This window comes from Endobacterium panacihumi, assembly GCF_050847465.1.
Classification (GTDB): Bacteria; Pseudomonadota; Alphaproteobacteria; order Rhizobiales; family Rhizobiaceae; genus Neorhizobium; species Neorhizobium panacihumi.
Window position 1 is genome coordinate 244852 of the sequence record NZ_JBOZRA010000004.1, and the last position, 26826, is coordinate 271677.

General features: G+C 62.2%; 1 protein-coding gene (only partly in view). It reads right to left on the bottom strand.

Going from position 1 to position 26826, the window contains the following annotated elements:
* Positions 1-26826: the 3' portion of an Ig-like domain-containing protein gene (locus ACRQ1B_RS19285; RefSeq protein ID WP_432295605.1), read on the bottom strand. The gene runs 1404 nt beyond the window's last position; 26826 of the gene's 28230 nt are visible here — the last part of the coding sequence; the start codon falls outside the window, past its right edge; the stop codon is at positions 1-3.

Sequence of the window (26826 nt, forward strand, 5' to 3'; positions counted from 1 at the left end):
CTATTCCCGCCACTGCGCCAATGCCCGCGACAGATCCGATGCGGCATCGTCGCCCATGGTCAACTGGTATTGCAGTTCGTCGGAAAACAGGCTCGGCACCAGCAGAGCCTCGCGGTCGCTTTCGTGGGTCATGATCGACCCATTCATCAAGTCGATGCGGACATCGTCGGCCACCGGTTCGCCGTCCGGCGAGATGCCGCTGATACGGATATCGATGAACGGCAAGCCGGCCGGCGGATGACCGATGACGACGCCCTGGCGGGTGGCGCGCAGCCAGTCGGGCAAAGGCGAACCATCGGCGAGCGTGACGGTGAAGCTGGCATCATCACCATAACCGGGCGACGGCATGATGTAGAGCTGGCCGGCATAAATCATCGTGTCGACGCTGAACCAGGTCAGCGCATCGCGACCGTCGAACAGGCGGGTGTTGGATCCGCCCTTGTAGAAACCGACCGTGAAATCATCGATACGGCGACCGCTTTCGATCCATTCGCTGATCTGGCGGGCAGCATACAGCACGGCCCCCTCATCCGGCAGCGAGCCGATGCCGTTGAGCGAGCGGATCGAATTGGTGACGCTGTTGACCGGGCCGTTTTCGCCGATATCACCGGCAATGCCGTTGAGGCTTTCCATGACGGAGCCGCTGGCGGGCGCAATCGTGCTGCTGGTGGTGCTGGTTTCCGGCCGCCATGTGACGGTGACAGCCCCGCCACCGAGATTGGGTGCCGGCGGTTCGTATTCGTTGGTGCCGGGCGGCGGTTCCGGCGGCTGCGGATTGCTGGCCGACACCACGATGATTTCGACCGTGAAGGAGGACACGGTCTCGCCATCGCTGACCGTATAGACAAAACTGTCCGCACCAAAATAGCCGGGCGCCGGCTGGTAACGATAGGTGCCGTCGGCAAGCACGACGAGCGTACCGTGCGCCGGCGGCTGACCGATGCCATAGGTCATCGGCGCCCCTTCCGGATCGATGGCCGGCGGCAGTGTGCCCGTCGAGACGGCATCCTGCGGCACCGAAATCGAGGTACCGGAACCGAGCGGCGCATCATTGACGGGCGTCACGTCGATGACGACACGCCAGGTCGATGTCGTCACGCCATCGCTGACCACGTATGTGAAGACATCGGTGCCGTTGTAGTTCTGATCCGGCGTGTAGCGGTAGAAGCCGTTGGGATCGATGGTGACACGGCCATGCGCAGCATCGACACCGAGGAAATACCGCACCGGCCGACCTTCGGGATCAATGGCAACCGGCAGCGGACCGGCAATCGTCGTATCCTCCGATGTCGATACGGCAAGGTCGGAACCGACCGGCGGCGCATCGGGTGCGCTGACGGAGATCGTCACCGTATAGGTCGTGCTGGCCGTGCCGTCGCTGACCGTATAGGTGAAACTATCGGGCCCGTTATATCCGGCTGTCGGCGTATAACTGTAGGTGCCATCGGCCGAGACGGTGACCGTGCCGTGTTCGGCGCCGGTTCCCAGTCCATACGAAACCGGAGAACCTTCGGCATCGAGTGCAATCGGCAGAGTGCCGGTGGTCGTGGTGTCCGGCCCGACGGAAATCGACAGGTTCGAACCTTCCGGCGCATCGTTGACGGCCGCGACATAAACGGTCGCCGTATAGGTCGAGATCGAGGTGCCGTCACTGATCGTATAGGTGAAGGTGTCCGTGCCGTTGAAATTGCGGTTCGGCGTGTAGGTGAACGAGCCGTCGCCATTGACGATGACGCTTCCGTAAACAGGGCCTGCGGCAAGGCCGTAGGTGAGAGGCAGACCTTCGGGATCGACCGCCAGCGGCAGCTGGCCGCTGGTCGGTACGTCCTCCAGCGTCGCGACGGTGGCGTCGGTTCCCTGCGGTGCATCATTCACCGGCACGACGTTGATGCTGATCGTGTAGATCTGCGTGAACTGTCCGTCCGTGACGCTGTAGGTAAAGCTGTCGGGACCGAAATAGTCGAGTGCGGGAACGTAACGATAGATGCCGTTGGCAAGGATGGTCACGGTGCCATGCGTCGCCTGTCCTGAAAGCGCATAGGTGAGCGGATCACCGTCGGCATCGGTGGCGACCGGCAGCGTGCCGTCGAAAGGTACATCCTCGATGACATTGATGGCGCCGTTCGAGCCGACCGGTGCATCCGGCGATGCGGTGACGCTGACATAAACCGTATAGCTGGATGTCAGGCCGCCATCGCTGACCGTGTAGGTAAAGCTGTCCGGGCCATTGTAATTCGGATCGGGCACATAGCTGTAGCTGCCGTTCGGGCCGATTGCCACAGTGCCATGGGCGGGCGCATTGCCGAGACCATAGGTCAGTGATTGCCCCTCGGGATCCACCGCCACCGGCAGCGTGCCATCGGCCGTCGTATCTTCCCCGACGGCAAAGGCATGGTCCGAGCCCACCGGTGCGTCATCAACCGGCAGAACGGTGATGGCGATCGTGCGGATGATCGTGTTGACGCCATCGCTGACGCTGTAGGTGAAGCTGTCGGCGCCGTAGTAGTTGGCGGCCGGGACATAACGATATGTGCCATCCGGCAGGATGGTCACCGTACCATGCGAGGCCGGGCCGGCAAGCGCATAGGTCAGCGGATCGCCATCCGGATCGCTGGCAGGCGGCAGCGTGCCGTCGTAAGGCACATCCTCGGTGACGGTGGCGGTGCCATCGTAACCGACAGGGGGATCGTTTTGCGGGGTCACGTTGATGGTAACCGTGTAGGTCGAGATCGCCGTGCCGTCCGTGACCGTATAGGTAAAGCTGTCCGGGCCGTTGTAATCCGGGTTCGGCACATAGGTGTAATTGCCATCGGCATCGACGGTGGCAGTGCCATGCAGTGGCGCCACACCCAACCCATAGATCAGGTTCGGGCTGTCGGGATCGAAAGCCACCGGCAGGGTTCCGCCGGCAGTTTCGTCTTCCTCGACGGAGATGGTCAGATCGACGCCGCGTGGCGCATCATTGACGGCCGTCACCGTGATCGAGATGACGTAAGTCGCCGTCTGGTCGCCATCGCTCACCGTGTAGGTAAAGCTGTCGGGACCGGAATAATCGGCGGCCGGCGTGTAGACGAAATTGCCATCGGTCGAGATCGTAACCGTACCATGCTGCGGGCCCTGCGGACCGGCGGCATAAATGACAACCTGACCTTCCGGATCAATGGCGGGCGGCAGGGTACCGACATAGGCCTCATCCTCGACGGCGACGATCGCCGCATCACTGCCACGCGGCGCATCATTGACGCCCTGGACATTGACGGTGACCGTATAGGTCTGCATCGCGTCACCATCGGTGACTGTATAGGTGAAGCTGTCCGGGCCCGAGTAATCCGGATAGGGCGTATAGGTGAAGGCATTGCCCGGGCCGACCGTGACGATGCCGTTGACCGGCTGCGCGCCGATGCCATAGGTGACCGGGTCACCATCGGGGTCCTCGGCAACCGGGAAAAAGCCGTTATAGACCTGATCCTCGACCGGTTCGATGCTGATATTGCCGCCGACTGGCGGGTCGTTGTCGGGGCCGACCGTGACATCGACCCTGTAGGTGGACGTACCGGTGCCATCTGTCACCGTGTATTCGAAACTGTCGGGGCCGTAGTAATTTGCGGCCGGCGTGTAGACGAAGTCGCCATTGGCAGCGATGGTGACCGAGCCATGCTGCGGCTGCAGGATACCGGGACCGTAGGTGAAGGGCTGGCCTTCCGGATCGATCGCCACGGGAAGACGGCCAGCGTAAACCTGATCCTCGATGACACTGATTTCCGTATCATTGGCGCGCGGCGCATCGTTGACGCCGGTCACCGTGATCGAGACGGTATAGGTCGAGGTCGCATTGCCGTCACTGACCGTATAGGTGAAGCTGTCGGCACCGTAATAGTCGGGATAGGCCGTATAGACATAAGCGCCAGTCGCTGTGATCGTGACCGTGCCATGCGACGGCTGGGCACCGACGGCATAGGTGACGTCATCGCCCTCGGGATCGACCGCCAGCGGCAACTGACCGTTATAGGCCTGATCCTCGGTCGCGACGATCGCATCATCGCGGCCGCGCGGCGGATCATTGATGCCGCCGACATTGACGGTGACCGTGTAGATATTGGTGGCCGTACCAACGCTGACGGTGAACTGGAACGAGTCCGGGCCGGCGTAATCGGGATTGGGCGTATAGGTGAAGGTACCGTCGGGATTGACGTTGACGATACCGTGCGCCGGCTGCGAGCCGAGGCCATAAGTGAAGGGCTGGCCTTCCGGATCGATGGCCGGCGGCAGGGTGCCATTATAGACCTGATCTTCGGACGCGTTGATCGAGATATCGTTTGAACGTGGTGCATCATTGACGTTCACGACATTGACCGTGACCGTATAGCTGACCGTATTGACACCGTCGCTGACGGTGTAGGTGAAGCTATCGGCACCATAATAGTCCGGGTTTGGCGTGTAGACGAAATCGCCATTCGCCTGGATGGACACCGTGCCGTGCTGCGGCGCGATGCTGCCGAGACCATATTCGAGCGACTGTCCTTCCGGATCGAAGGCCACCGGCAGGCGGCCGTTATAGGCCTGGTCTTCCGTTGCCGTGATGGTGACGTCGCTGCCGCGCGGCGGATCGTTCTCGCCCTGGACGTTGACGGTAACGGTATAGGTCGAGGTCGCGAAACCATCGGTCACCGTGTAGGTGAAGCTGTCCGGGCCGTCGTAATCCGGGTTCGGCGTATAGGTGAACGTGCCATCGGCCGAGACCGTGGCCGTGCCATGCGCCGGCTGCGCGCCGAGACCGTAGGTGAAGGGCTGGCCTTCGGGATCGACGGCGAGCGGAAGCGTGCCGGTCAGTGTTTCGTCTTCAGTCGCCGTGACGGCGATATCGGATGCCCGCGGCGCGTCATTGACCGGCGTGACGGTGATGGTGACGGTATAGGTGTTGAAGGCGAGACCGTCACTGACCGTGTAGGTGAACGTGTCCTGGCCATTGTAGTCGGCGTTCGGGCGATAGGTGTAATTGCCCTGTGCATCGACCGTGGCCATGCCGTTCGCCGGTCCGTTGGCGATCGCATAGATGACGGTTGTGCCCTCGGGGTCGGTCGCCACCGGCAAGCGTCCGCTGGACAGGCCGTCTTCAGGCATGGTGACGGCAAGATCGGAACCACGCGGCGCATCATTGATCGGCGTGACGGTGATATCGATCCGGTAGACAACCGTCTCGGGGCCGTCGGTGACGCTGTAGGTGAAGACATCCGGGCCCGCATAATCGGCGGCCGGAACGTAGGTGTAGCGCCCGTTGCCCAGCACCGTCACCGTGCCGTGCTGCGCCTGACCGACCAGCGCATAGGTCAGTGTATCGCCATCGACATCGGTGGCGACGGGCAGGATATCGCTATAGGGCGTGTCCTCGTTGACGGTGATGGCGCCATTCGAGCCGACCGGGGCATCATTGGCCGGCGCGACATTGATGGTGATCGTGTAGGTCGCCGTCGCTGTGCCGTCGCTGACCGTATAGGTAAAGCTGTCCTGACCGTAGAAATCGGCGTTGGGCGTGTAGATGAAATCACGGCCCGAGACAATGGTAACCGTGCCATGGGACGGAGCCTGCGTGCCAAGCCCGTAGGTGACCGCCGAGCCTTCGGGATCGGTGGCAACCGGGAACTGGCCGTTGAGCGGCTGATCTTCCGTCGTGGACAGGATCGCATCACTGCCGCGCGGCGCGTCGTTGACCGGGGTGACGGTGATGAAAACGGTGTAGGTCGCGACATCGACGCCGTCGCTGACCGTGTACTGGAAACTGTCCTGACCGAAATAATCCTGGCGCGGGACATAGGTATAGGTGCCGTCGATATTGACTGTGACGGTACCATTGGCCGGATTGGTGGCCAGACCGTACGCGACCGCGGACCCCTCCGGATCGGTCGCCGTCGGCAACCGGTTCGTAAACGGCGTGTCTTCGGTGACCGTGATGGATGTATCGGCGCCAACCGGCGCATCGTTGACGGGCGTGACGGTCATCGTCACCGTGTAGGTATTGAAGGCCTGACCGTCGCTAACGGTGTAGGTGAAGCTGTCCATACCGTAGAAATTGGCGGCCGGAGTATAAGTATACTGGCCCGTCGAAGTGATTGCGACAGTGCCATGCGCCGGGCCGGTGCCAACGGCATAGGTTATCGTCGGATTGTTGCCATCCGGATCGCTTGCGGTGGGCAACTGTCCTGTCCGGGGCGTATCTTCGGCGGTGCTATCGGCAAAATTGCCGGCGCGGGGCGCATCGTTGACGCCGATGACATTGACGAAGACCGTGTAAGTATTGAACGCCGCGCCATCGCTGACCGTATAGGTAAACGTGTCCTGCCCGTAAAAATCAGGATTGGGAACATAGGTATAGGTGCCGTTGGGCGCGATCGTCACCTGGCCGTTGAGCGGGACGACAGAACCGAGCGCATAGGTGACGGCGGAACCTTCTGGATCGGTTGCGCGCGGCAAGGTGCCGCTGCTCGTCACATCCTCCGTGACCGAGATCGTTGCGTTGGAGCCGACCGGCGCGTCGTTGACGGCGTTGATGGTGACCGAGACCGTACGGATCACGCTCGTCTGGCCATCGGAGACCCGATAGGTGAACTGATCCGTGCCGTTGTAATTGCCGGTCGGCGTGTAGGTGAAATTGCCGTCGATATCCATGCTGACGACGCCATGCGCCGGGCCTGTCGCCACCGAGAAGCGGAGCGTGTCGCCGGCATCGGCATCGGTTGCCTCGACCCGGTCGGTGAGCGGCGTGTCTTCATCGATGATGAACGTGTAGTTGCCGGCCACGGGTGGCGCATTGTCCGAACCGACATCAATGGTGACCGTGCGGGTGATCGTCACCGTTCCGTCGGTGACGGTGTAGGTGAAGGTGTCGCGTCCGAACGTCTCGGGGTTGGGGGTGTAGGTGTAGTTGCCAAGGGCATCGACCGTTGCGATACCGTTCGTGGCCTGTGTGCCCAGCGCAAATGTGAGCGTATCTTCGTCGATATCGACAGCCGTCAGCTGTCCGGCAACTGCCTGATTGCGCGGCGTTGTTACATCGACATCAGGGGCAACAGGCGCATCATTGACCGGGCGCACGGTGACGGTGACGGTATAGCTGGAGCTCGCCTGGCCATCGCTGACGGTATAGGTGAACGTGTCGGAACCGTTGAAATCGGGCCTCGGCGTATAGGTGTAACCGCCGGTCGGGGTGATCAACACGGTGCCATTGCCGGCCTGACTGCCGAGCGCATAGGTGACGGTTGTGCCTTCGCGATCCGTCGCCACCGGCAGCGTGCCGGTGACAGCGCCGCCGTCCTCGTCCATCGAGAAGGCGGCGTCGGCTGCCGTCGGCGCGTCGTTGACCGGCGAGATGGCAATGGCAATGGTGACCGTGCGCAGGCCGCCCTGACCGTCGCTGACCTCGACCTGGAAACTGTCATTGCCGTTGTAATCGAGCGCCGGCGTGTAGACGTAACGGCCGGCATTGTCGATCGTGACGGTGCCGTTCAGAGGCGGTGTAACGACAGTGAAGGTGAGCGGATCGCCATCGGCATCGAAGGCCGCGATGGTGCCGGAGACCGGTGTGTCCTCGGCGGTGACGATCGACTGGTCTTCGGCGACCGGCACATCGTTGACAGGCTGGATGAAGATGGTCGACTGACTGGTGGCGATAAGTTCGCCGCCCGCACCGGTATTGCCGCCATCGCTGGTGATCATGGTGAGGGTGACGGCGGCGCTGCTGTCGGTGACCGGCCGGTAAACCGGCGCGACCGCGCTGGCGAGATAGGCGTTGATATTGGCAAGCGTGCCGGTGAGCACGATCGTGCCCGTGCCGCCGCCGGTGACACTCACATTGCCGCCCGAGAAGGCGGAAAGCGTACCGCCGCTGACGCTCAGGCTCACCGTTATCGGGCCATTGCCGGCATCGACATCAACAATGGAAATGCCGGATAGCGGCAGCGCGCCATCCTCAAGCATAGAATAGCTGGCCGGGAGCGTGTTGACCGGCGCGTCGTTGACAGGCCGGACGAGGCCGGTGACGGTTGCCTGTGCGGTCAGCGTGCCATCCGACACGGTATAGGTGAAGGACGGCGAGCCGACATAATCGGCGGCGGCCGTGAAGGTGATCGTACCATTGGCATTGAGCGAGATAGTGCCGCCGGTCACGACGACCGGATTGCCGATCGCGATCGGCTGGCCGTCGATCTGCGTGACCACCAGCGCATCACCATCGATATCGCTGTCGTTGGCGATCACGTTGAGGGTGACGGAACCGTCCTCATCGATGGCAAAACTGTCGTCGGAAGCCACTGGGGCATCGTTGACCGCGGTGACGGTGATCGTCACCGTCGCCGAACTGATGCCACCATTGCCGTCGTTTATCTGGTAGACGAAGGTGTCGGTGCCGTTGAAGAAGGGGTTCGGCACATAGGTAAAGGTGCCGTCGGCATTCAGCGTCAGCGTGCCGTTCGCGGGCGGGCTGACCTGCGAGACAGTGAGCGGATCGCCATCGGGATCCGTATCAGGCCCATTGCCACCGCCGATCAGCACGTTGCCACCAAGAATATTGCCCTCGGCAACGGTGAAGCTGTCGGCCACCGCGGTCGGGGCCGGATTGATGACCGTCAGCACAAAGCTTTGGGAGACAGTGCCACCATTGCCGTCGGAGGCGGTGACGACGATCGTGTAATCGCTGCGGCCGCTCGGGCCGGAAGCGGAGCGATCGATGCGACCAAAGATTTCGCCGGTGGCCGGGTCGATATCAAGACCTGTCGGCTGGCCCGAAATCGTGAAGGCAAGCGGATCGCCATCGGGATCGGAGAACTTTCCGCCGGTCGGATAGGAGATGGCCTGACCGTCGCTCCAGGTCTGGTCGGGCAACGGACCGCCGACCGGTGCATCATTGACGCCCGATACGGTGACGGTCAGCACGGCTGTCGCCGTCAGGCCGCCCGGATCGGAGATCTGGTAGGTGACCGTGGTGGTGCGGGTCTGGCCGGCCTGCAGATCGTCGAAGCCCGTGCCCGGATCGAAGGAATAGGTACCATCCGCAGCAATGACGAATGTGCCGCCATTGCTGCCGATAACCGGTAATCCCACCGAGGCCGAACCATTGATCGCTGTCACGAGGATGGCATCGCCATCCGGGTCGCTGTCGCTGCCAAGGATGACATTGCCGGTAATGGCGTTATCCTGCGTGGTGGCGGCATTGTCGTTGACGGCCACCGGCGCATCGTTGACCGGATTGACGGTGATGGTGACCGTGGCGATATCGGTCAGGCCGCCGGGATCGGTGACGATGATCTGGAAACTGTCGGTGCCGTTAAAATTCAGCGCCGGCGTGTAAGTATAGGTGCCGTTGGGGTTGACGATGACAGTGCCGTGAGCGGGCTGGGCATAGGGTGCATAGACCAGCGTATTGGCGGCATTGTCGACATCGACGGCGGCGATCTGGCCGCTATAGGGCAAATCTTCATTGGTGGAGACAGAGACGTCCTGCATGACAGGCGCATCGTTGACCGCCGTGACCGTGATCGTCATCGTGTAGGTCACCGTATCGGTGCCATCGCCGACCGTGTAGGTGAACGTATCGGTGCCATTGAAGTTCGGGTTCGGCGTGTAGGTGTAGGTGCCATCCTGACGGATGACCACCGCGCCGTTGGCGGGAGCGGTGCCGACAGCGTAGCTGAGCGTATCGCCTTCCGCATCGAAGACCGGCGGCAAGGAAGCGGTCAGAACGCCGTCTTCGGCGACGGTTCCCGTCCCGTCGGAGCCGATCGGCGCATCATTCGTGCCGGTAACGATGACTGTCAGCGTCGCGGTCGAGAACCCACCCTGTCCGTCCGATATCGTATAGGTGACGGAGGTGGCGCGGGTCTCGCCGGCGCGCAGGCTGTCGAAAGCCGTACCGGGCACAAATTCATACTGACCGTCAGAAGCCACACGGAATGTGCCGCCGGCCGAACCGGTCACGACAGTACCGACGCTGCCGGCCACACCGTTGACGGCCGACACGGTGATCGTGTCGCCATCAGGGTCGACATCGGCGCCGGCGCCATTATCGGCAAAGACCGAGCCGGTGCGGGTTTCATTCTCGCCAGCATTGACGAGATCGTCATGCGCGATCGGCGCCGGGTTGGCGACGACAAGCGTGAAACTCTGGGCAACCGTGTTGCCATCCGGATCACGTGCGGTGATCGTAACCGTGTAAGGGCCAGCGACGGATGCATTGCCGGCAAGTGTTCCGGTGATCAGGCCCTGTGCAGTGATACCGAGGCCGGTGGGCAGGCCTGTCTGGCTGAAGGTGAGCGTGTCGCCGTCCGGGTCGGAGAAATAACCCGCAACATTGATCGAAACGGGATCGCTATCATTATAGGCCTGGTTCGGGATCGGTGTTGCGACCGGATCATCCGGCTGTGCCACGACATTGAGCGTTACCGTGAAGGTAACCGTCGTGCGGCCGTCGTTGACCGTATAGGTGAAGCTGTCCGGGCCATTGTAATTGGCAGCCGGTGTGTAGGTATAGTCGCCGTTCGGGCTGATGGTGACCGTTCCGCGTGACGGCTGCGTGGCGACCGCGAAGCTGAGCGTATCACCATCGATATCGAAAGCGGTCAGCGTACCGGTCGCGACCTGATCCTCGATGACGGGGATTGTGGTCGTGCCGTTGATGGGTGCATCGTTTTCGCCGGTGACCGTAATCGTCAAGGTGGCCGTGGATTCGGCTCCATCCGTATCACGGATCGTGTAGGTGACCGACGTTGTCCGGCTCTCGCCGACCTGAAGATCGTCGAAGGATGTGCCGGGATTGAAGACATAGGTTCCGTCGGCAGCGAACACGAAGGTGCCGCCGCTACTGCCGGCGACCGGCGAGCCAACCGCACCGGCAGCACCGATACGGATGATGGCCAGGGTCTGGCCTTCCGGATCGCTGTCATTGGAAAGAACCGACGGTCCGTTGAGAATGGCGTTTTCGGTGGTTGTGCCGGTGTCGTTGACGGCATTGGGCGCATCGTTGACCGGAATGACATTGATGCTCGTGACGGCGGCGGCCGACACCGCACCAAGCGTATCCGTAACAGTGAACGTGAGAGTGCGGATACCGGGCGCCGGGTTGTCGCTGCGGTTCTCGTACTGGATGGCACGCACAAGCGCAGTGAGATCGGCGTCGGGTACGGTCACGTTGGCGCCGGCAGCGTTTTCGACATGAAGGCTGGTGCCGCTATAGGTGTATCGGAACGTCGTGCCGCCGAAGCTGAGCGTGCCGCTGGACGGCGTGCCGTAGGAAATGTCGACGACGCCATTGAGGTGGAAGATTTCCAGCGCGCCACCGCCGGTAAAGCCACCCAGGGCGATATCCATGGAAACGATGCCGCCTTCGACATCGAAGACCGTCGCATCCGCAGATGCGACCGGAACGGAAGCTCCGCCCTCGGTAAAGTCTATGGCCCGATCGGTGCCAGTTGCCACGCCGTTGAGATCGATGACGGGCTGGTCGTTGACCGGGGTGACGGTGATGGAGATCAGGCCGTCATCGAAACCGCCCTGCCCGTCGCTGATGCGATAGGAAACGGAAACGGTTCCGTTGAAATTGGCAGCAGGCGTAAAAGTCAGGTTGCCCAGCGCATCCATGCTGACGACACCATTGGCGACCGCCACGCTGCCGCCTGCGATGATGGACTGGCCGTCAATGGACACCAATGTCAGCGCATCGCCGTCCGGATCACTGTCGGCACCGGCAACATCTGTGACCGGATTGAAGGTGATCGGCGTATCTTCCGCGGTCGTATAGGCATCATCAACCGCAACCGGCGGCGGGTTGGTGACGGTGAACTGGAAGCTGGTCGATGCCGAAAGTCCAGGACCGGTCGGCGGCGCCTGACCGAAACGGTCATAAGCGGTGATGGTGACCGTATAGGGGCTGTTGACCGAAGCATTGGCGGCCAGCGTGCCGCTGATGATACCGGTCTCGGCATCATAGGTGAGACCGGGCGGCAGATTGGTCACGACGTAGTCGAGATCGTCGCCGTCGACATCGGAGAAGTAGCTCGACACGTCGAGGCTGAAGGACGAACCGTCCGCCTGCGTCTGGTTCGGCACCGCCGATGCCGTCGGCGCGTCGTTGACCGGCAGAACGGTGATGGTGACACTGGCGGTATCGCTGCCGCCGTTGCCGTCACTGATCGTGTAGGTAAAGGACTCTGTACCGTTGTAATTGGGATTGGGCGTGAATCTCAGGACGGCCTCATTGGCCGCATTGAGCACAAGTCGGACAGAACCGTTCGTGGTGGCGACCGAAGCGCCGTTGACCGTGAGATTGACGCCATTGACGAAGATCACCGTGCGGGTGTCGTTATCGAGATCAACGTCATTTGCAAGGATATCGATATCGACCGGCGTGTCTTCGTTCGTGGTGGCGACATCATCACGCGCATCGGGGGCCACGTTATTGATGATGTAGACGAACTGGATCGTGCTGCTCAAGCCGGCGGGATCGCGCGCGGTGACCGAAACGACGTAGCTGCGGCTTCCCATCGGACCTGAAGCATCGCTGGCAATCTGACCGGAAATGATGCCGGTCGCGGCATCATATTCAAGGCCTGGAGGCAGGCCTGTGATGACATAGTTCAGCACGTCACCTTCGGGATCGACGAAATGCGCCGAGGTGTCGAAGGTGATGACTTCATAGTCGTTGCGCTGCATGTCGGCGATCGGAGAGGTGATCGGCGGATCGTTTTGCGCATTCACATTGATCGTTACAATGCCGGTGGAATACCCGCCCTGGCCATCGGTGATGCGATAGACGATGGTATCCGTGCCGTTGAAATCCAGATTGGGTATATAACGCAGCGTGCCGTTCGGATTGACCTCAACACTGCCATTGGCAGCGATCGGCGTGAAGGTCGGATCAAGCGAGATCGTGTCGCCATCCGGATCGACGTCATTGCCGAGGACATTGATGTTGTCGAGCGGCGTATCTTCCGGTGTGCTGTAGCTGTCGTTATTGGCGACAGGTGCCGGATTGGTCACGGTGAAGGCGAATGTCTGTGTGCTCGACAGGCCGCCGGTTGCGCGGTCGGTGGCGGTGACGCTGACGGTATAGAGGCGCGTGCCCGTGGGGCCGGATGCATCCCTGGCGATCTGACCGGTGATGCTGCCATCGGCGTTCATCGTCAGGCCGGGTGGCAGGCCTGTGGCCGAGAAGCGCAATGTGTCGCCGAGATCCGCGTCCGTGAAGAACGCGCCGTAAGACAGCTGCGCACCGGTGAGTATCTGACTGTCGGGCATGGTAACAGACGGCAGCGAGACAGGCTGTTCCGGCGCGGTATTGAGACCGGTGACGGTGACGGCGATCGTGGCGGTGCTTGAGCCGCCTTTCGAATCCGTGATGGTGTAATGCACGACCGTCGTGCGGTTCTGGCCTTCGGCGAGGTCCCGGAATGCGGTACCGGCATCGAAGGAATAGGTGCCGTCGGCACGCACGATGAACGTACCGCCCTGAGAACCGGCAATCGCCTGACCGATATTGCCGGCCGAACCGTTGACCTGGGTCAGGCTGAACGGATCGGTCTCGGGATCGGAATCGTTGCCACGCCAATTGTCGCTGCCCGAACCGCCTTCGGTGACGACCAGTTGATCATTCACCGCGTAAGGTGGCTGGTTGATGATCGTCCAGGTCAGGGTCTGTGTCGTCACGCCGCCCGGCGAGCCATCGTTGGCCGTAATGGTGACGGTATAGGTCCGGTTGCCGGTCGGGCCGGAGGCATCCGGGTCGATCGTGCCGGTGATGCTGCCATCCGGCGCGATGGTGAGGCCCTGAGGCAGGCCGGATGCGGAAAAGGACAGAACCGGTGAATCCACATCGCTGAAATACGGCGCAACGCTGAAGCTGACCGGCTGGCGATCGCCATCGATGCGATCGGGTATCGGCGTCGCGACCGGCGCATCGTTGACGGCGGTGACGTTGATCGTGACGGTGGCAGTCGAGACACCGCCATTGCCATCGGAGATCGTGTAGACGATCGTGTCGGTGCCGTTGAAATTGGCGTTCGGCGTATAGGTGATGGAAACGGGGAAGCCGTTCACGTCATTGACGAGCGTGATGGTGCCGTGACCGGCCGACGCCGAAGTGATCCGTAACGGGTCTCCGTCGGGATCGATGTCGCGGCCGGCGGTGCCCGTGTCGGTGTTGAAACCGGTGATCGGATTAAAGGTGATGCTGCTGTCTTCGGCTACCGTCACCGTATCATTGACGGCCGTCGGTCCCGGGTTTGTGACCCGCAGCACGAAATCCTGGAAAATGCTGTTGCCCGTGCCGCCTGCCCCATCATAGGCGGTGATGCGGATCGTATAGACGCCGCCGTTCAACTGGCTGGCATTCTTGTCGATCGTGCCGAGGATCGTGCCGCTGGCCGGATCGATGGACAGCCCGGCGGGAAGACCCGAAGCCATGTAGTTCAGGGCATCCCCATCCGGGTCGGTGAAGAAGTCGCCGGCATCAAGCGCCAGTGCCTGACCATCCGCACGCACGAGCGGCGGAATGGGTTTGACGACGACGGGCGCATCCGGCACCGCCGTGACATTGATACGAACGGTGGCGGTGGCAACGCCGCTGTTTCCGTCGTCGATCGTATAGGTGAAGCTTTCGGCGCCGTTATAGTTGGCATTCGGCGTGAAGCGCAGGAAGGGTTTGCCATCCTGCCCGATCAGAAGCGTGACCGTGCCGTGAGCGGTGGCCAGCGGATTGCCGAGCGTCAACTCGCGATTGTCGATACGGACAATCGACAGCGTGTCGCCATCGGGATCGCGGTCATTGCCGAGCACGAGGATATCGACCGGCGTGTCTTCCGCCGTAGTGACCGTATCGTCGGCGGCAACCGGCGGCAGGTTGAGAACGGTATACCGGAATGTGACCGGCGTCGGCGTGCCTCCCCTGCCGTCATCGGCCGTGACCGTGACGGTATAGACGGCTTCGCCGGTCGGGCCGGAGGCGCCACTGGCGATCGTGCCGCTGATGACCGTGCCGTTGAAGGTGAGCCCGGCGGGCAGGCCGGAAACGGTGTAGGTGAGGGGATCTCCATCGGGGTCGCTGAAGAATCCGCGCACGTCGAGGGAATCGGCATCGCCGTCATTGCGGGTGCGATCAGGAATGGTGCCGCCGACCGGTGCATCGTTGACCGGAGTGACGGTCACCGCCACCGTCGCGGTCGCCGTGCCGCCATTGCCGTCGGAGATCGTGTAGACGATCGTATCGGTGCCGTTGAAATTGAGGTTCGGCTGGTAGGTGATCTGACCGTTCGAACCGATCGTGACCGTGCCGTTGCCAGCGGTGGCGCTGACCACGGCAAGGGGATCGCCATCGGGATCGCTGTCATTGCCGAGGACATTGATCGTGTAGGGCGTATCCTCGGGCGTAGTGAGGCTGTCGCCCACCGCGATTGGTGCCGGATTGGTAACGGTATAGGTGAAGCTTCGGGTCACGGTGCCGCCATTGCCATCATTGGCCGTGACGGTGACCGTGTAGACTCCATTGCCGGTCGGGCCGCCTATGCTGGCCTGACGGTCGATCGTGCCGGTAATGACACCGGCCGCGGTTATGGAGAGGCCGGCAGGCAGACCGGTCTGGCTATAGCTCAGCGTATCTCCATCGGCATCGCTGAAGAAGCCGGAGAGGTTGATGTTGACGGCAGTGCTGTCGGCCGCAGCACGATTGGGCAACGTGCCGGCCGTCGGCACGTCGTTGATCGAGGCGACATCGACCGTCACCGTGTATTCGTTGGTGCCGCCCTTGCCGTCGCTGACGACGAAGCTGAACGTATCGCGGCCGTTGAAATTGGCGTTCGGCGTGTAGGTGTAGCCACCGTTGGCGCCAATGACGACAGTGCCGTTGGCCGGCGACGTGGAGCCGGCGGCATAAGTGACGATATCACCATCGACATCGGTGGCGGCCGGCAGTGTGCCGGACAGCGCGGTGTCCTCGTCCGTGGTGACGGTGACGCTGGAGGAAACCGGCGCGTCATTGACCGGCGTGACCGTACCGGCGATGTTGCCGGTCGAGGTCGTGGTGCCGTCGGAAACGGTGTAGGTGAAATTGACCTGTCCGTTGAAATTGGCGTTCGGCGTGAAGGTCAGGCGCCCATCGGCATCCAGCGTGACACTGCCGCCGGTGACGATGACGGAGCCGTTGACGGCGATCGCCGAGCCATTGATGGCGGTGATTGTCAGGGCATCTCCATCGATATCGCTGTCGTTGACGCGTGGATCAAAGGTGATGACGGTGTCTTCCGGCGTCGTGAACGTGTCATTGACGACGGTCGGGGCATCATTCACCGGCGTGACGCTACCCGACACGCTGGCAGTCGCAGTGCCGCCATTGCCATCGGAAATCGTGTAGTTAAACGAGATCGGGCCGTTATAGTTGGCGGCTGGTGTGAAGGTGAGCGTGCCATCAGCATTGAGCCGCACGCTGCCATTGGTGACGGCAATCGACGAGCCGGCGACGATCGCGCTGCCATTGATCTGGGTAACAGTCAGCGCATCGCCATCGATATCGCTGTCGTTCGCGATGACCGCGATATCGACAGTATTGTCTTCCGCCGTCGTGAACGTGTCGCCGACGGCGACCGGGGCATCATTGACCGGGGTGACGGTGCCGCTGACCGTCGCCTGGGCCGAATTCCCCTGGCCGTCGGAAATCGTATAGGTGAAGGAGATGCCGCCGTTGTAATTGGCATTCGGCGTGAAGGTCAGTGTGCCATTGGCATTCAGCCTCACCGTGCCATTGGTCACGGACACGCTGTTGCCGACGGTGATGGCGGCGCCGTTGATCTGCGTCACGGTCAGCGGATCATTATCCGGATCGCTGTCGTTCAAGCGCACATCGAATGTGGCGGAAGCGTCTTCCGCCGTTGTGAACGTATCGTTGGTAGCGACCGGCGGATCCTGAACCGGCGTGACAGTGCCGTTGACGGTGGCCGTCGCAGAATTCCCGTTACCATCCGAGATCGTGTAGGTGAAGGACGGATTGCCGTTGTAGTTCAGGCTCGGTGTGAAGGTGAGCGTACCATTGGCATTGAGCGTGACGCGGCCACCGGTGACGGTGACGCTGCCGCCGACGGAGATGGCGCTGCCGTTGATCTGCGTGACCGTCAGCGTATCATTATCCGGGTCGCTGTCGTTCAGGCGCACATCAAATGTGGTGGGCGTGTCTTCCGCCGTCGTGAACGTATCATCGGAAGCGGCAGGCGGATCCTGAACCGGGACGATGGTGCCGGTGACGCTGGCGGTGGCTGTGCCGCCCTGCCCGTCGGACAGGGTGTAGACGAAGCTGACGCCGCCGTTCGCATTGGCGTTGGGCGTAAATGTCAGCGTGCCATTGGCGTTGAGCGTGACGATACCGTTGGCAAGCGTAACGCTGTTGCCGACCGTGATGTTGATGCCATTGATCTGCGTGACCGACAGCGTGCCGCCATCGATATCGCTGTCATTGGTGCGGACATCGAAGGTGACCGGCTGATCTTCGTTGGTGGTGAACGTGTCATTGACGGCGACGGGCGCATCATTGGTGCCGGTGACAGTCACGGTGAGTGTTGCCGTGGCAGTGCCACCCTGCCCGTCCGAGATCGTATAGGTGACGGCGGTGGTACGGGTCTGGCCGGCGGCCAGATTATCGAAGGCAGTGCCGGGGTTGAAGACATAAGCGCCATTGGCGCCGATCGTGAACGTGCCGCCGTTCGAACCGGTCACGGCCGTACCGACACCGGCAGCAGAACCACCGACGGCCGAAACAGCGATCGGGTCGCCATCCGGATCGCTGTCATTGGTGATGACATTGCCGGACGTGTTGGCGTTTTCGGTCGTCGCGCCCGCATCGTTGACAGCCACGGGCGCCGGATTGGTGACCGTCCAGGTGAAGGTGCGGCTCACCTGTGCGCCGCTGCCATCCGTCGCCGTGACGGTGACGGAATAAGGACTACCAAGGCTGGCACTGCGATCGATCGTGCCGGAAATAGTGCCGGCAGCGCTGATGGTGAGACCGGCGGGCAGGCCCGTCTGACTGAAGGTCAGCGTATCCCCGGTATCCGGATCGGAAAAGTTACCTGCAACATTCAGGCTGACGAACTGTGCATCGGCACCCGACTGGTTGGCAATCGGCGTCGAGATCGGGGCGTCGTTGACGCCGGTAACCGTGACGGTGAAGGTTGCAAAGGACGTGCCGCCATTGCCGTCGGAGATCTGATAGGTGACCGAGGATGTGCGGGTCTGGCCGGCCGCAAGATCGATAAAGGCGCTGCCGGGATTGAAGACGGCCTGGCCGTTGGCACCGATGGTGAATGTGCCGCCGCCGCTGCCGGCGACGGCCTGGCTGACGCCGGCTGCAGAACCGTTGACCTGAACGACGGTCAGCGTGTCGTTATCAATATCGGTATCGTTGGCGAGAACGTTGATGGTGGCCGTGCCGGTGGCCAGGATGCTGGCTGCATCATTGTTGGCAACAGGGGCGTCGTTGACCGGATTGATACCGACCGTGACGGTGTACTCGACCGCAACCTTTCCATCGCTGACCCGGTATGTGAACGTGTCGGAGCCGTTGTAATTGGCGGAAGGCGTATAGGTGAACGTGCCGTTGGCATTGATGACCACGGTACCATGCGCCGGTGCGGTGGCGCCGGCGGAATAGGTCAGCGTATCGCCATCGACATCCGTTGCCACCGGCAACGTGCCATTCAGAACGGCATCCTCGTTCATCGTGTAGCTGGCATTCGAGCCGACCGGCGCATCATTGACCGGATTGACGGTGATGATGGCGGTATCGGTGTCCGTCAGAGGGCCACCGGCGCCGGCATTGCCGCCGTCATTGGTGACCATGGTCAGCGTGACGCTGCCATTGGCGTTCAAGGCCGGAGAGAAAAGCGGGCGGTTGGCCGAGGCGAGATAGGCGTTGATCTGGGTGACCGTGCCGGTCAGCGTGATCGACGCGGTGCCCGTGCCGGCAACCGTGACGCCGCCCGCCGTTGTTGCCGAAAGCGTGCCCGAGTTGACGCTGAGCGTGACTGTGATCGGGTTGGAACCGGCATCGACATCGGTCACGGAAATGCCGGTCAGCGCGAAGGACGTATCTTCATCGGTGACAAAAGTGCCCGGCAGCGTATTGACCGGCGCATCATTGACCGGGGTGACGTTGAAGGTGATCGTGTTGGGCGTCGGATCGGTATCGACACCGCCGTTCGCCGTGCCGCCATTGTCGCGCACCTGGAAGGTGAAGGCGGCAAGCGCCGTACCGTTGAGATTGGCAGCAGGCGTGAAGACGAGATTGGCAAGGCTGCCGGCCGGGATAACCTGACCGACCGTGACTGCAGTACCGCCCAGCGTGAGCGTGCCATTGGCCGGCAATGTGGTGATGACCACGGCCGACAATGCATTGGCCGGATTGTCGTTTGGATCGGAGAAGCCGAAATCGGCGGCGGCGAACGTATAGGTCGTGTCTTCGGCGATCGTTACCGTCTTGTCCGTGCCGGAAGGCGCGTCGTTGACGGCAGTGATTGTGATGGTGGCGGTATCGATATCCGTGAGGGCCGGTCCACCGGTATTGCCATTGTCATTGGTGGTCATGGTCAGCGTGACGCTGGCGACCGAATTGGCGGCGGGCGTGAAGGTCGGGCGATTGGCTCCGGCGAGATAGGCATTGATGGCCGACAGCGTGCCGTTGAGGGTAATCGTACCCGTTCCCGCACCACCGACCGTGACGCCGGCAACGCCGGTGGCGTTGAGGATGCCCGAGCCCACCGACAGGGTGACGGAAACATTGCCGGTGCCGGCATCCGGATCGGTGATCGACAGGCCCGAAAGCGCAAGAGCATTGTCTTCCAGCACGGTAAAGGTCGGCGGCAGCGTGTTCACCGGCGGTTTGTTGACCGCAGCGACGGCAACGGTGACGGTGGCCGTTTCGGTCGCGCCGCCGGACGTGACCGTGTAGGTGAACGAGGTGACGCCGGCATAGGCATTGTTCGGCGTGAAGATGAGCTGACCGCCGGCCGTGAGCTGGACCTGGCCATTGGCAACGGTGACAGGTGCGCCGCCAGCCGTGATCGCCACACCGCCGACAGCGGTAATGGTGCGACCGGCATTTTCAAAACTGTCATTGGCGAGGACGGAGATCGCCACAGCCGTGTTTTCCGCCGTCGAGGCCGTGTCGTCGACGATATCCGCGACACCGGTGACCGTGACGGCAATATTGGAAACGGTCGGCGTGGCGACCTTGTTATCCGTGGTCGAGATGGTGATGCCACCGGCCGTGCCGTAATAATCTGCCGTCGGCGTGTAGCTGGCCCCGGCAAGGGCGGCATTGATGGCCGCCTTGGTGCCAGAGAAGGTCATGGTCGCATTGGCCGTGCCGGTGCCGGTGGTGAAGGTCAGACCAGCGATACTCGACAGCGAGAACGTGCCGTTGGCGGCCGTGATCGTCACCGTCAGGTTCGTATCGTCGACATCGCCGACCACGATGGCGTTGCCTGCCGCTGAGGAGAAGACGAGCGTGCCGTCCTCCGTCATCGTCTGGCTGCCCGGTATGGAATTGACCGGTGCGTCGTTGACGGGCGTCACATTGACGGTGACCGTCGCGGTTTCCGTGACGCCGCCGGAGGTGACGGTGTAGGTAAAGCTGGTCTGGCCGTTGAAATCCTGTGCCGGCGTATAGGTGATCGTGCCATTGGCGTTGAAGGTGACGGTGCCCTGCCCGGCCGGCGGCTGGGTGACACTGGTCAGGACCGGCGTCCCTTCAAAATTATCCGCTGAACCACCGCCGACGCCGGTGATGGCGTTGAAGGTGATCGGCGTGTCTTCGAGCGTGGTGACCGTATCGGCGACAATATCGGCCACCGGCGTGACAGTGACCGCGATCGTATCGGTATCGCTGAGCATGCCGTCGGACGTGACGACGGTGATCGTGTCGCTACCGTTGTAATCGGCGTTCGGATTGTAGCGCAGACTGGCGAGTACGGCGTTGACGGCCGCGGCGCTGCCGCTGATCGTCACGGTGCCGGTATTGTTGTTGCCGATCGTTGCGCCGGCAGAACCGGTGACGGAGATCGTGCCACGGGTGACGCTAACCGTCGTCGTCAGGCTGTCGCCATCGATATCGGTGACGGAGATGCCGCTGATGGCCAGCGATGTGTCTTCGGCCGTCGTTTGTGCGCCGGGTACGGTGTTGACCGGACTGTCGTTGACTGGCGTGACGGTGACGTTGACCGTGCCGATTTCACTGACGCCACCGGAGGTGACCGTGTAGGTGAAGCTGGCCGGTCCGTTATAGTCGGTCGCCGGTGTGAAGGTCAGCGTGCCATTGGCATTGAGACGAACCGTCCCGTTCGGGACGGCGACAGTTCCGTTGACGGCAATGCCGGTGCCATTGACGGCCGTGATGGTACGGTTGGCATTGGTGAACGTGTCGTTGCCCAGGACGTTGATCGCGACCGCCGCATCTTCCGCGGTTGTTGCGGTATCGTTGACGATATCGGCGACCGGAAGGACGGTGATCGTGCTGGTGTCGACATCCGTCAGGCTGCCGTCGCTGCTGATCATGGAGAGGGTGACGGAGCCGTTGAAATCCGCAACCGGATTGAATTTCGGAGCCGAGGCAGACGCGAGGAAAGCGTTGATATTGGCGAGCGTGCCGGTCAGCGTGATCGATGCCGTGCCCGTGCCCGACACCGTGACGCCATTGGCGGCGGCTGCAGAGAGCGTACCGGAGTTGACCGCGAAGGTGACTGTCATCGTGCCGGACCCGACATCGGGATCGGCCAGCGTGATTCCGGAAAGCGTCAATTGCGTATCTTCGGTGACGCTGAACGTGGCGGGCAGTCCGTTGACCGGGGCATCATTGACGGGGACGACGGTGACGGTGGTAACGGCCGTATTGGAATTGAGCGCGCCGTCACTGACGGTGACGGAAATGCTGCGCGGTGTGGAACCCGGATCGCTGGAGGTAGAGCGATAAAGGACCTGCTGCAAAGCCTGCTGGTAATCCGCCTTGGTGGCAGAGCCACTTAGCGTCAGACGGAAATTCGCGGCGTCATAGCTGGCGGTGATGCCGCCGGGCAGCGTGCCGGACACGATCAGCACATCGCCGGCCACGGCGTTGGTGATACTGATGACCGCGCCGGCCATGTTGGCATTGTCGATATCGATGATCGACACATCGGTATCAACGACGGAAACGCCTGCGCCTTTTTCCGTATAGCTGGTGGCATAACCGGTGCCGGCGCCCGACGCGTCGAGATCGAGAACCGGCGCGTCGTTGACCGGCGTGACGGTGATGATGCTGGTATCGACATCCGAGAGCGTGCCGCCGGAGCCGGTATTGCCGCCATCGCTGGTGGTCATGGTCAGCGTGACATTGCCGTTGAAATCTGCAACCGGCGTGAAGACCGGCCGCGTGCCGGCGCCGGCGAGATACGCATTGATATTGGCAAGCGTGCCCGTGAGTGTCAGTGTCGCCGTGCCCGAACCGGTGACGGTCACACTGCCGCCTGCCGTGGCCGACAGAAGGCCGGAATTGACGGAGAGCACGACCGTCATCGTGCCGCCGGCGGCATCCACATCCGTTATCGACAGACCTGCGAGGCTGAGCGCCGTGTCTTCCGCCACCGAGAAGGTGGGCGGCAGCGTGTTGACCGGCGCGTCGTTGACGGCGGCAATGGTAATGGTGCGTGTATCGGTATCGGCAAGGGCGCCACCGGAACCTGTATTGCCGCCATCATTGGTGATCATCGTCAGGGTGACGGAGCCGTTGGCATTGGCGGCCGGATTGTAGACCGGCACCGAGGCGGAGGCGAGATAGGCGTTGAGGCTGGCGAGGGTACCAGTGAGGGTGACGCTGGCCGTGCCGGAATTGGCGACGGTCACACCACCGGCATTTGCGGCGGTGATCGTGCCACCGGTCACCGACAGCGTGATCGTCATCGTGCCGGTGCCGGCATCGACATCCGCCACCGACAGGCCGCTCAGCGCCACCGCGACATCTTCATTGGTGTTCCAGCCGGCGCCCGGCAGGGTGTTAACCGGTGCGTCGTTGACGGCGGCGACGTTGATGGTGACGGTCGCCGTTTCGAGGATGCCGCCGGAATTGACCGTGTAGGTGAACGTGGTCTGGCCGTTGAAATTAGCGGTCGGCGTGTAGGTGATCGTGCCATCGGCATTGAAGCTGACAGTGCCCTGGCCGGCCGGTGGCTGGGTGACGGCACTGACGAAGCGGGCGGGATTGGCAAAGGTATCGGCTGTGGCCCCACCGGTGCCGGTCAAAACGTTGAAGGAGAGAGGCGTGTCTTCGAACGCCGCGATCGTATCGTTGGTGGCATCTGCGACAGGCGTGACGGTAATCGCCACGGTGTCGGTGTCGGTCAGCGCGCCATCCGAGGTGACGATGGTCAGCGTGTCGCTGCCGTTGAAATCAGCATTCCCCTGGTAACGCAGTGAGGCGACGACGGCATTGACCTGCGCCAGCGTGCCGGACACGGTGACGCTGGCGGTGCCAACACCGGAGACCGTGCCGACATTGGTCACCGAAGGCGACAGGGTGCCGTTGGTGACCGAGAGCGTCACGGTGACATTGGTGTTATCAACATCGTTGACCGAGATGCCGGATATTGCAGTCAGCGCGTCCTCGGCGATGGACTGCGTGCCGGGCACGGTGTTGACCGGCGCATCGTTGACGGCGATGACGTTGACCGTCGCAATGGCCGTATTGGAATTCAGACCGCCGTCATTGGTGACGACACTGATATTGCGGGTGACCGTAGACGGGTTTTCCGAGGTGGACAGATAACGGATCTGCTGCAGCGCCGTCTGGTAGGCGGCATTGGAGGCGGAGCCCGACAGGACCAGCGTGAATGTCGCCGGATCGTAGCTCTGAATGGTGATGCCGGACGGCAGCGTGCCGGCGACGGAGAGAAGGTCGCCCGCCTGGCCATTGTTAATGCGCACCGTCAGCGACGCCATGCTGCCATTGTCGACATCGGTGATCAGCGCATCGTTGGCAGCGATGGCAACGCCGGTGCCATTTTCCGTGTAGCTTGTCGAATAACCCGTACCGCTGCCGGTTGCGCTGAGATCGAGGATCGGCGCGTCATTGACGGGCGTAATCGTGATGACAGCCGTATCGGTATCGGTGAGCGCACCGCCGCCGGTATTGCCGCCGTCATTGGTGACCATAGTGAGGGTCACGGCACCGTTGGCATCGGCGACCGGCACGTAGACCGGCGCGGCAGCACTGGCGAGATAGGCGTTGATATTGGCAAGCGTGCCGGTCAGCGTGAGGATGCCCGTGCCCGAACCGGTCACCGCGACGCTGCCGCCGGCCGTCGCCGTCAGCGTGCCGGCCGGCACCGACAGACGGACGGTGATCGTGCCTGAAGCGGCATCGAGATCGGTGACGGCAAGGCCGGTCAGCGCGACGCTGGTATCTTCATTGGTGGTCCAGCCGGCCGGAATGGTGTTGACCGGCGCATCGTTGACGGCAGTGACAGCGACGGTGGCAACGGCCGTGTTCGAGTTGAGGGCGCCATCACTGACAGTGACATTGATGCTGCGGCTGGTGGCCGTGCCACCATTCGTCGGGTTATCGGACGTGCTCGAATAACGAACCTGTGCGAGATAGCTCTGGTAATTGGACTTGGTATCGGAACCGGTCAGCGTCAGCGTGAAGGTGGCGGCGTTGTAGGACGCGGTAACCCCGGCGGGCAGGCCGGATACAGTCAGCAGGTCGCCGGCCTGACCATTGGTAATGACGATGCTCGCCGAGGCGATATTGAGATTGTCAACGTCGATGACCGACGTGCCCGACGCCGAGGTTATGGCGACGCCCGCTGCATTTTCCGTATAGGACGTGGCAAAACCCGTGCCCGACGCCGTGCTGTCGAGATCGAGAACCGGGGCGTCGTTGATCGGATTGATGGTGATGGTGCGGGTATCGGTATCGCTCTTTGCGCCGCCGGTGCCGGTATTGCCACCATCATTGGTGACCATGGTCAGCGTGACCGCGCCATTTGCATCGGCGACAGGAACATAGATCGGGGCCGACGAACCGGCGAGATAAGCGTTGATGGCCGTAAGCGTGCCGGTCAACGTGATGCTTGACGAACCGGAATTGGCAACCGTGACGCCACCGGCACTGGTGGCGATGATGGTGCCGCTGCCGACCGAGAGCGTGACGGTCATGGTACCGGCACCCGCATCCGGATCGGCAATCGACAGACCGGTCAGCACCACATTGGTGTCTTCATTGGTCGTCCAGCCTGCAGCCGGCAGGGTGTTGACCGGATCGTCGTTGACGGCGATGACGTTGATGGTCGACGTTGCGATGGGCGAGGAAAACGCGCCGTCGTTGACGGTGACGTTTATCACGCGGGCAGTCGTTCCGGGATTATCCCCGGAATTGGAGAAGGTGATGTTGCGGATCGCCGTCGCATAGCCCGCCTTGGTGGCGCTTCCCGTCAGGTTTATGGTGATCTGGCCGGGCGTTGACGTATCAACGCTGCCGGTGATGCCGGCAGGCAGGCTGCCCAGCGCCAGCAGGTCGCCCGCCTGGGCATTGGTGAGGACGATCGTGGCGGCGCGCATGTTGGCACTGTCGAGATCGCGCACGCTGGCAGCGGCGGCTGCAATGTTCACGCCCGCCCCGTTTTCGGTATAGGTCGCCGAATAATTGACGCCGGCAACGGCATCCACGTTCGTCAGCGCGCTGACATTGTCGATGAAGATATCATCGGTGCTTGGTGCAAGGCCGAGCAGGCCACCGGTGGAATTATAGCTGAACACCAACGGACCCGTCGCAGCGACCGTCGAAGGCAGATTGATCGTCACGGCTGTGCGCGCCCAGGTGGTCGTATTGACCGCCGAGGCCGCAACTGTGGCCGGTGAGCCGCTTGCGCCGTTCAGATAGGTAATCGTCGCCGTATTCGGCGAGCCACCGAGCACGCCTGTGGAGACGCGGGCATAAATAACGCCACCAATGGAAATCTCCAGCGTGGCCGGCGTCGTATTATCCGTCGAGCCGAGTACGTTGGCATTGTTGCTCCAGCCCACCTCGAAAGTCAGTTGTGTCGCGCCCGATGGCGCAAGGCCATCGTTCCAGCCGGACAGGCCGGTCTGAGTGATCGTGCCGGTTGCCCCGGCATTCTGCCAGGCAAAGCCGCCGTTGACGATGCTGCCGGTACCGGACACGGTCCAACTGGTGCCACCGGGATTGGCACCGTTTCCGACGATTTCCTGCGATGTGGTGCCGGAGTTCAGATCGATGGTTGGGCCGACGGCATTGTAGCCGAAATCGGCGCTGAGCACCGATGTGCCGATAGCACTCACGCTGACCGACTGGGTCGTCGCGGTGACGGCTGGCGAGGTGCCCAGAGCGCCGTTGGCATCCGTCACACGTACCACGTACTGACCGGGAAGAACGCCGGTAAACAGATAGGCGCCATTGATGTTGGTCGTATCGGTCGCCAGCACACGCTCGCCGGCATCGGCGATGCCATTATTGTTGACGTCATCCACGAGCTGCACGGTGACGCCGGAAATGCCCCCGTCCACGCCAGGGTCGAAGACGCCGTTGCCATTATTGTCGTCGAACACGGTGTCGCCGATGGAGGCTGTCGGCGGCGTCCAGGTGGCGGCATCACTGATGGCGGTCAGCGCCGTCGAACCGTTGGTGGTGATCGTGATGGCCGATCCCACGGTCGCGCCGGTCACCGGATTGAAGCGCTGAAGGATCGGCGCATTGCCCTGCGTCAGCGTGCCGACGACATAGGAATTGCCGGCCGCATCATTGGCGCCCTGCGTGGC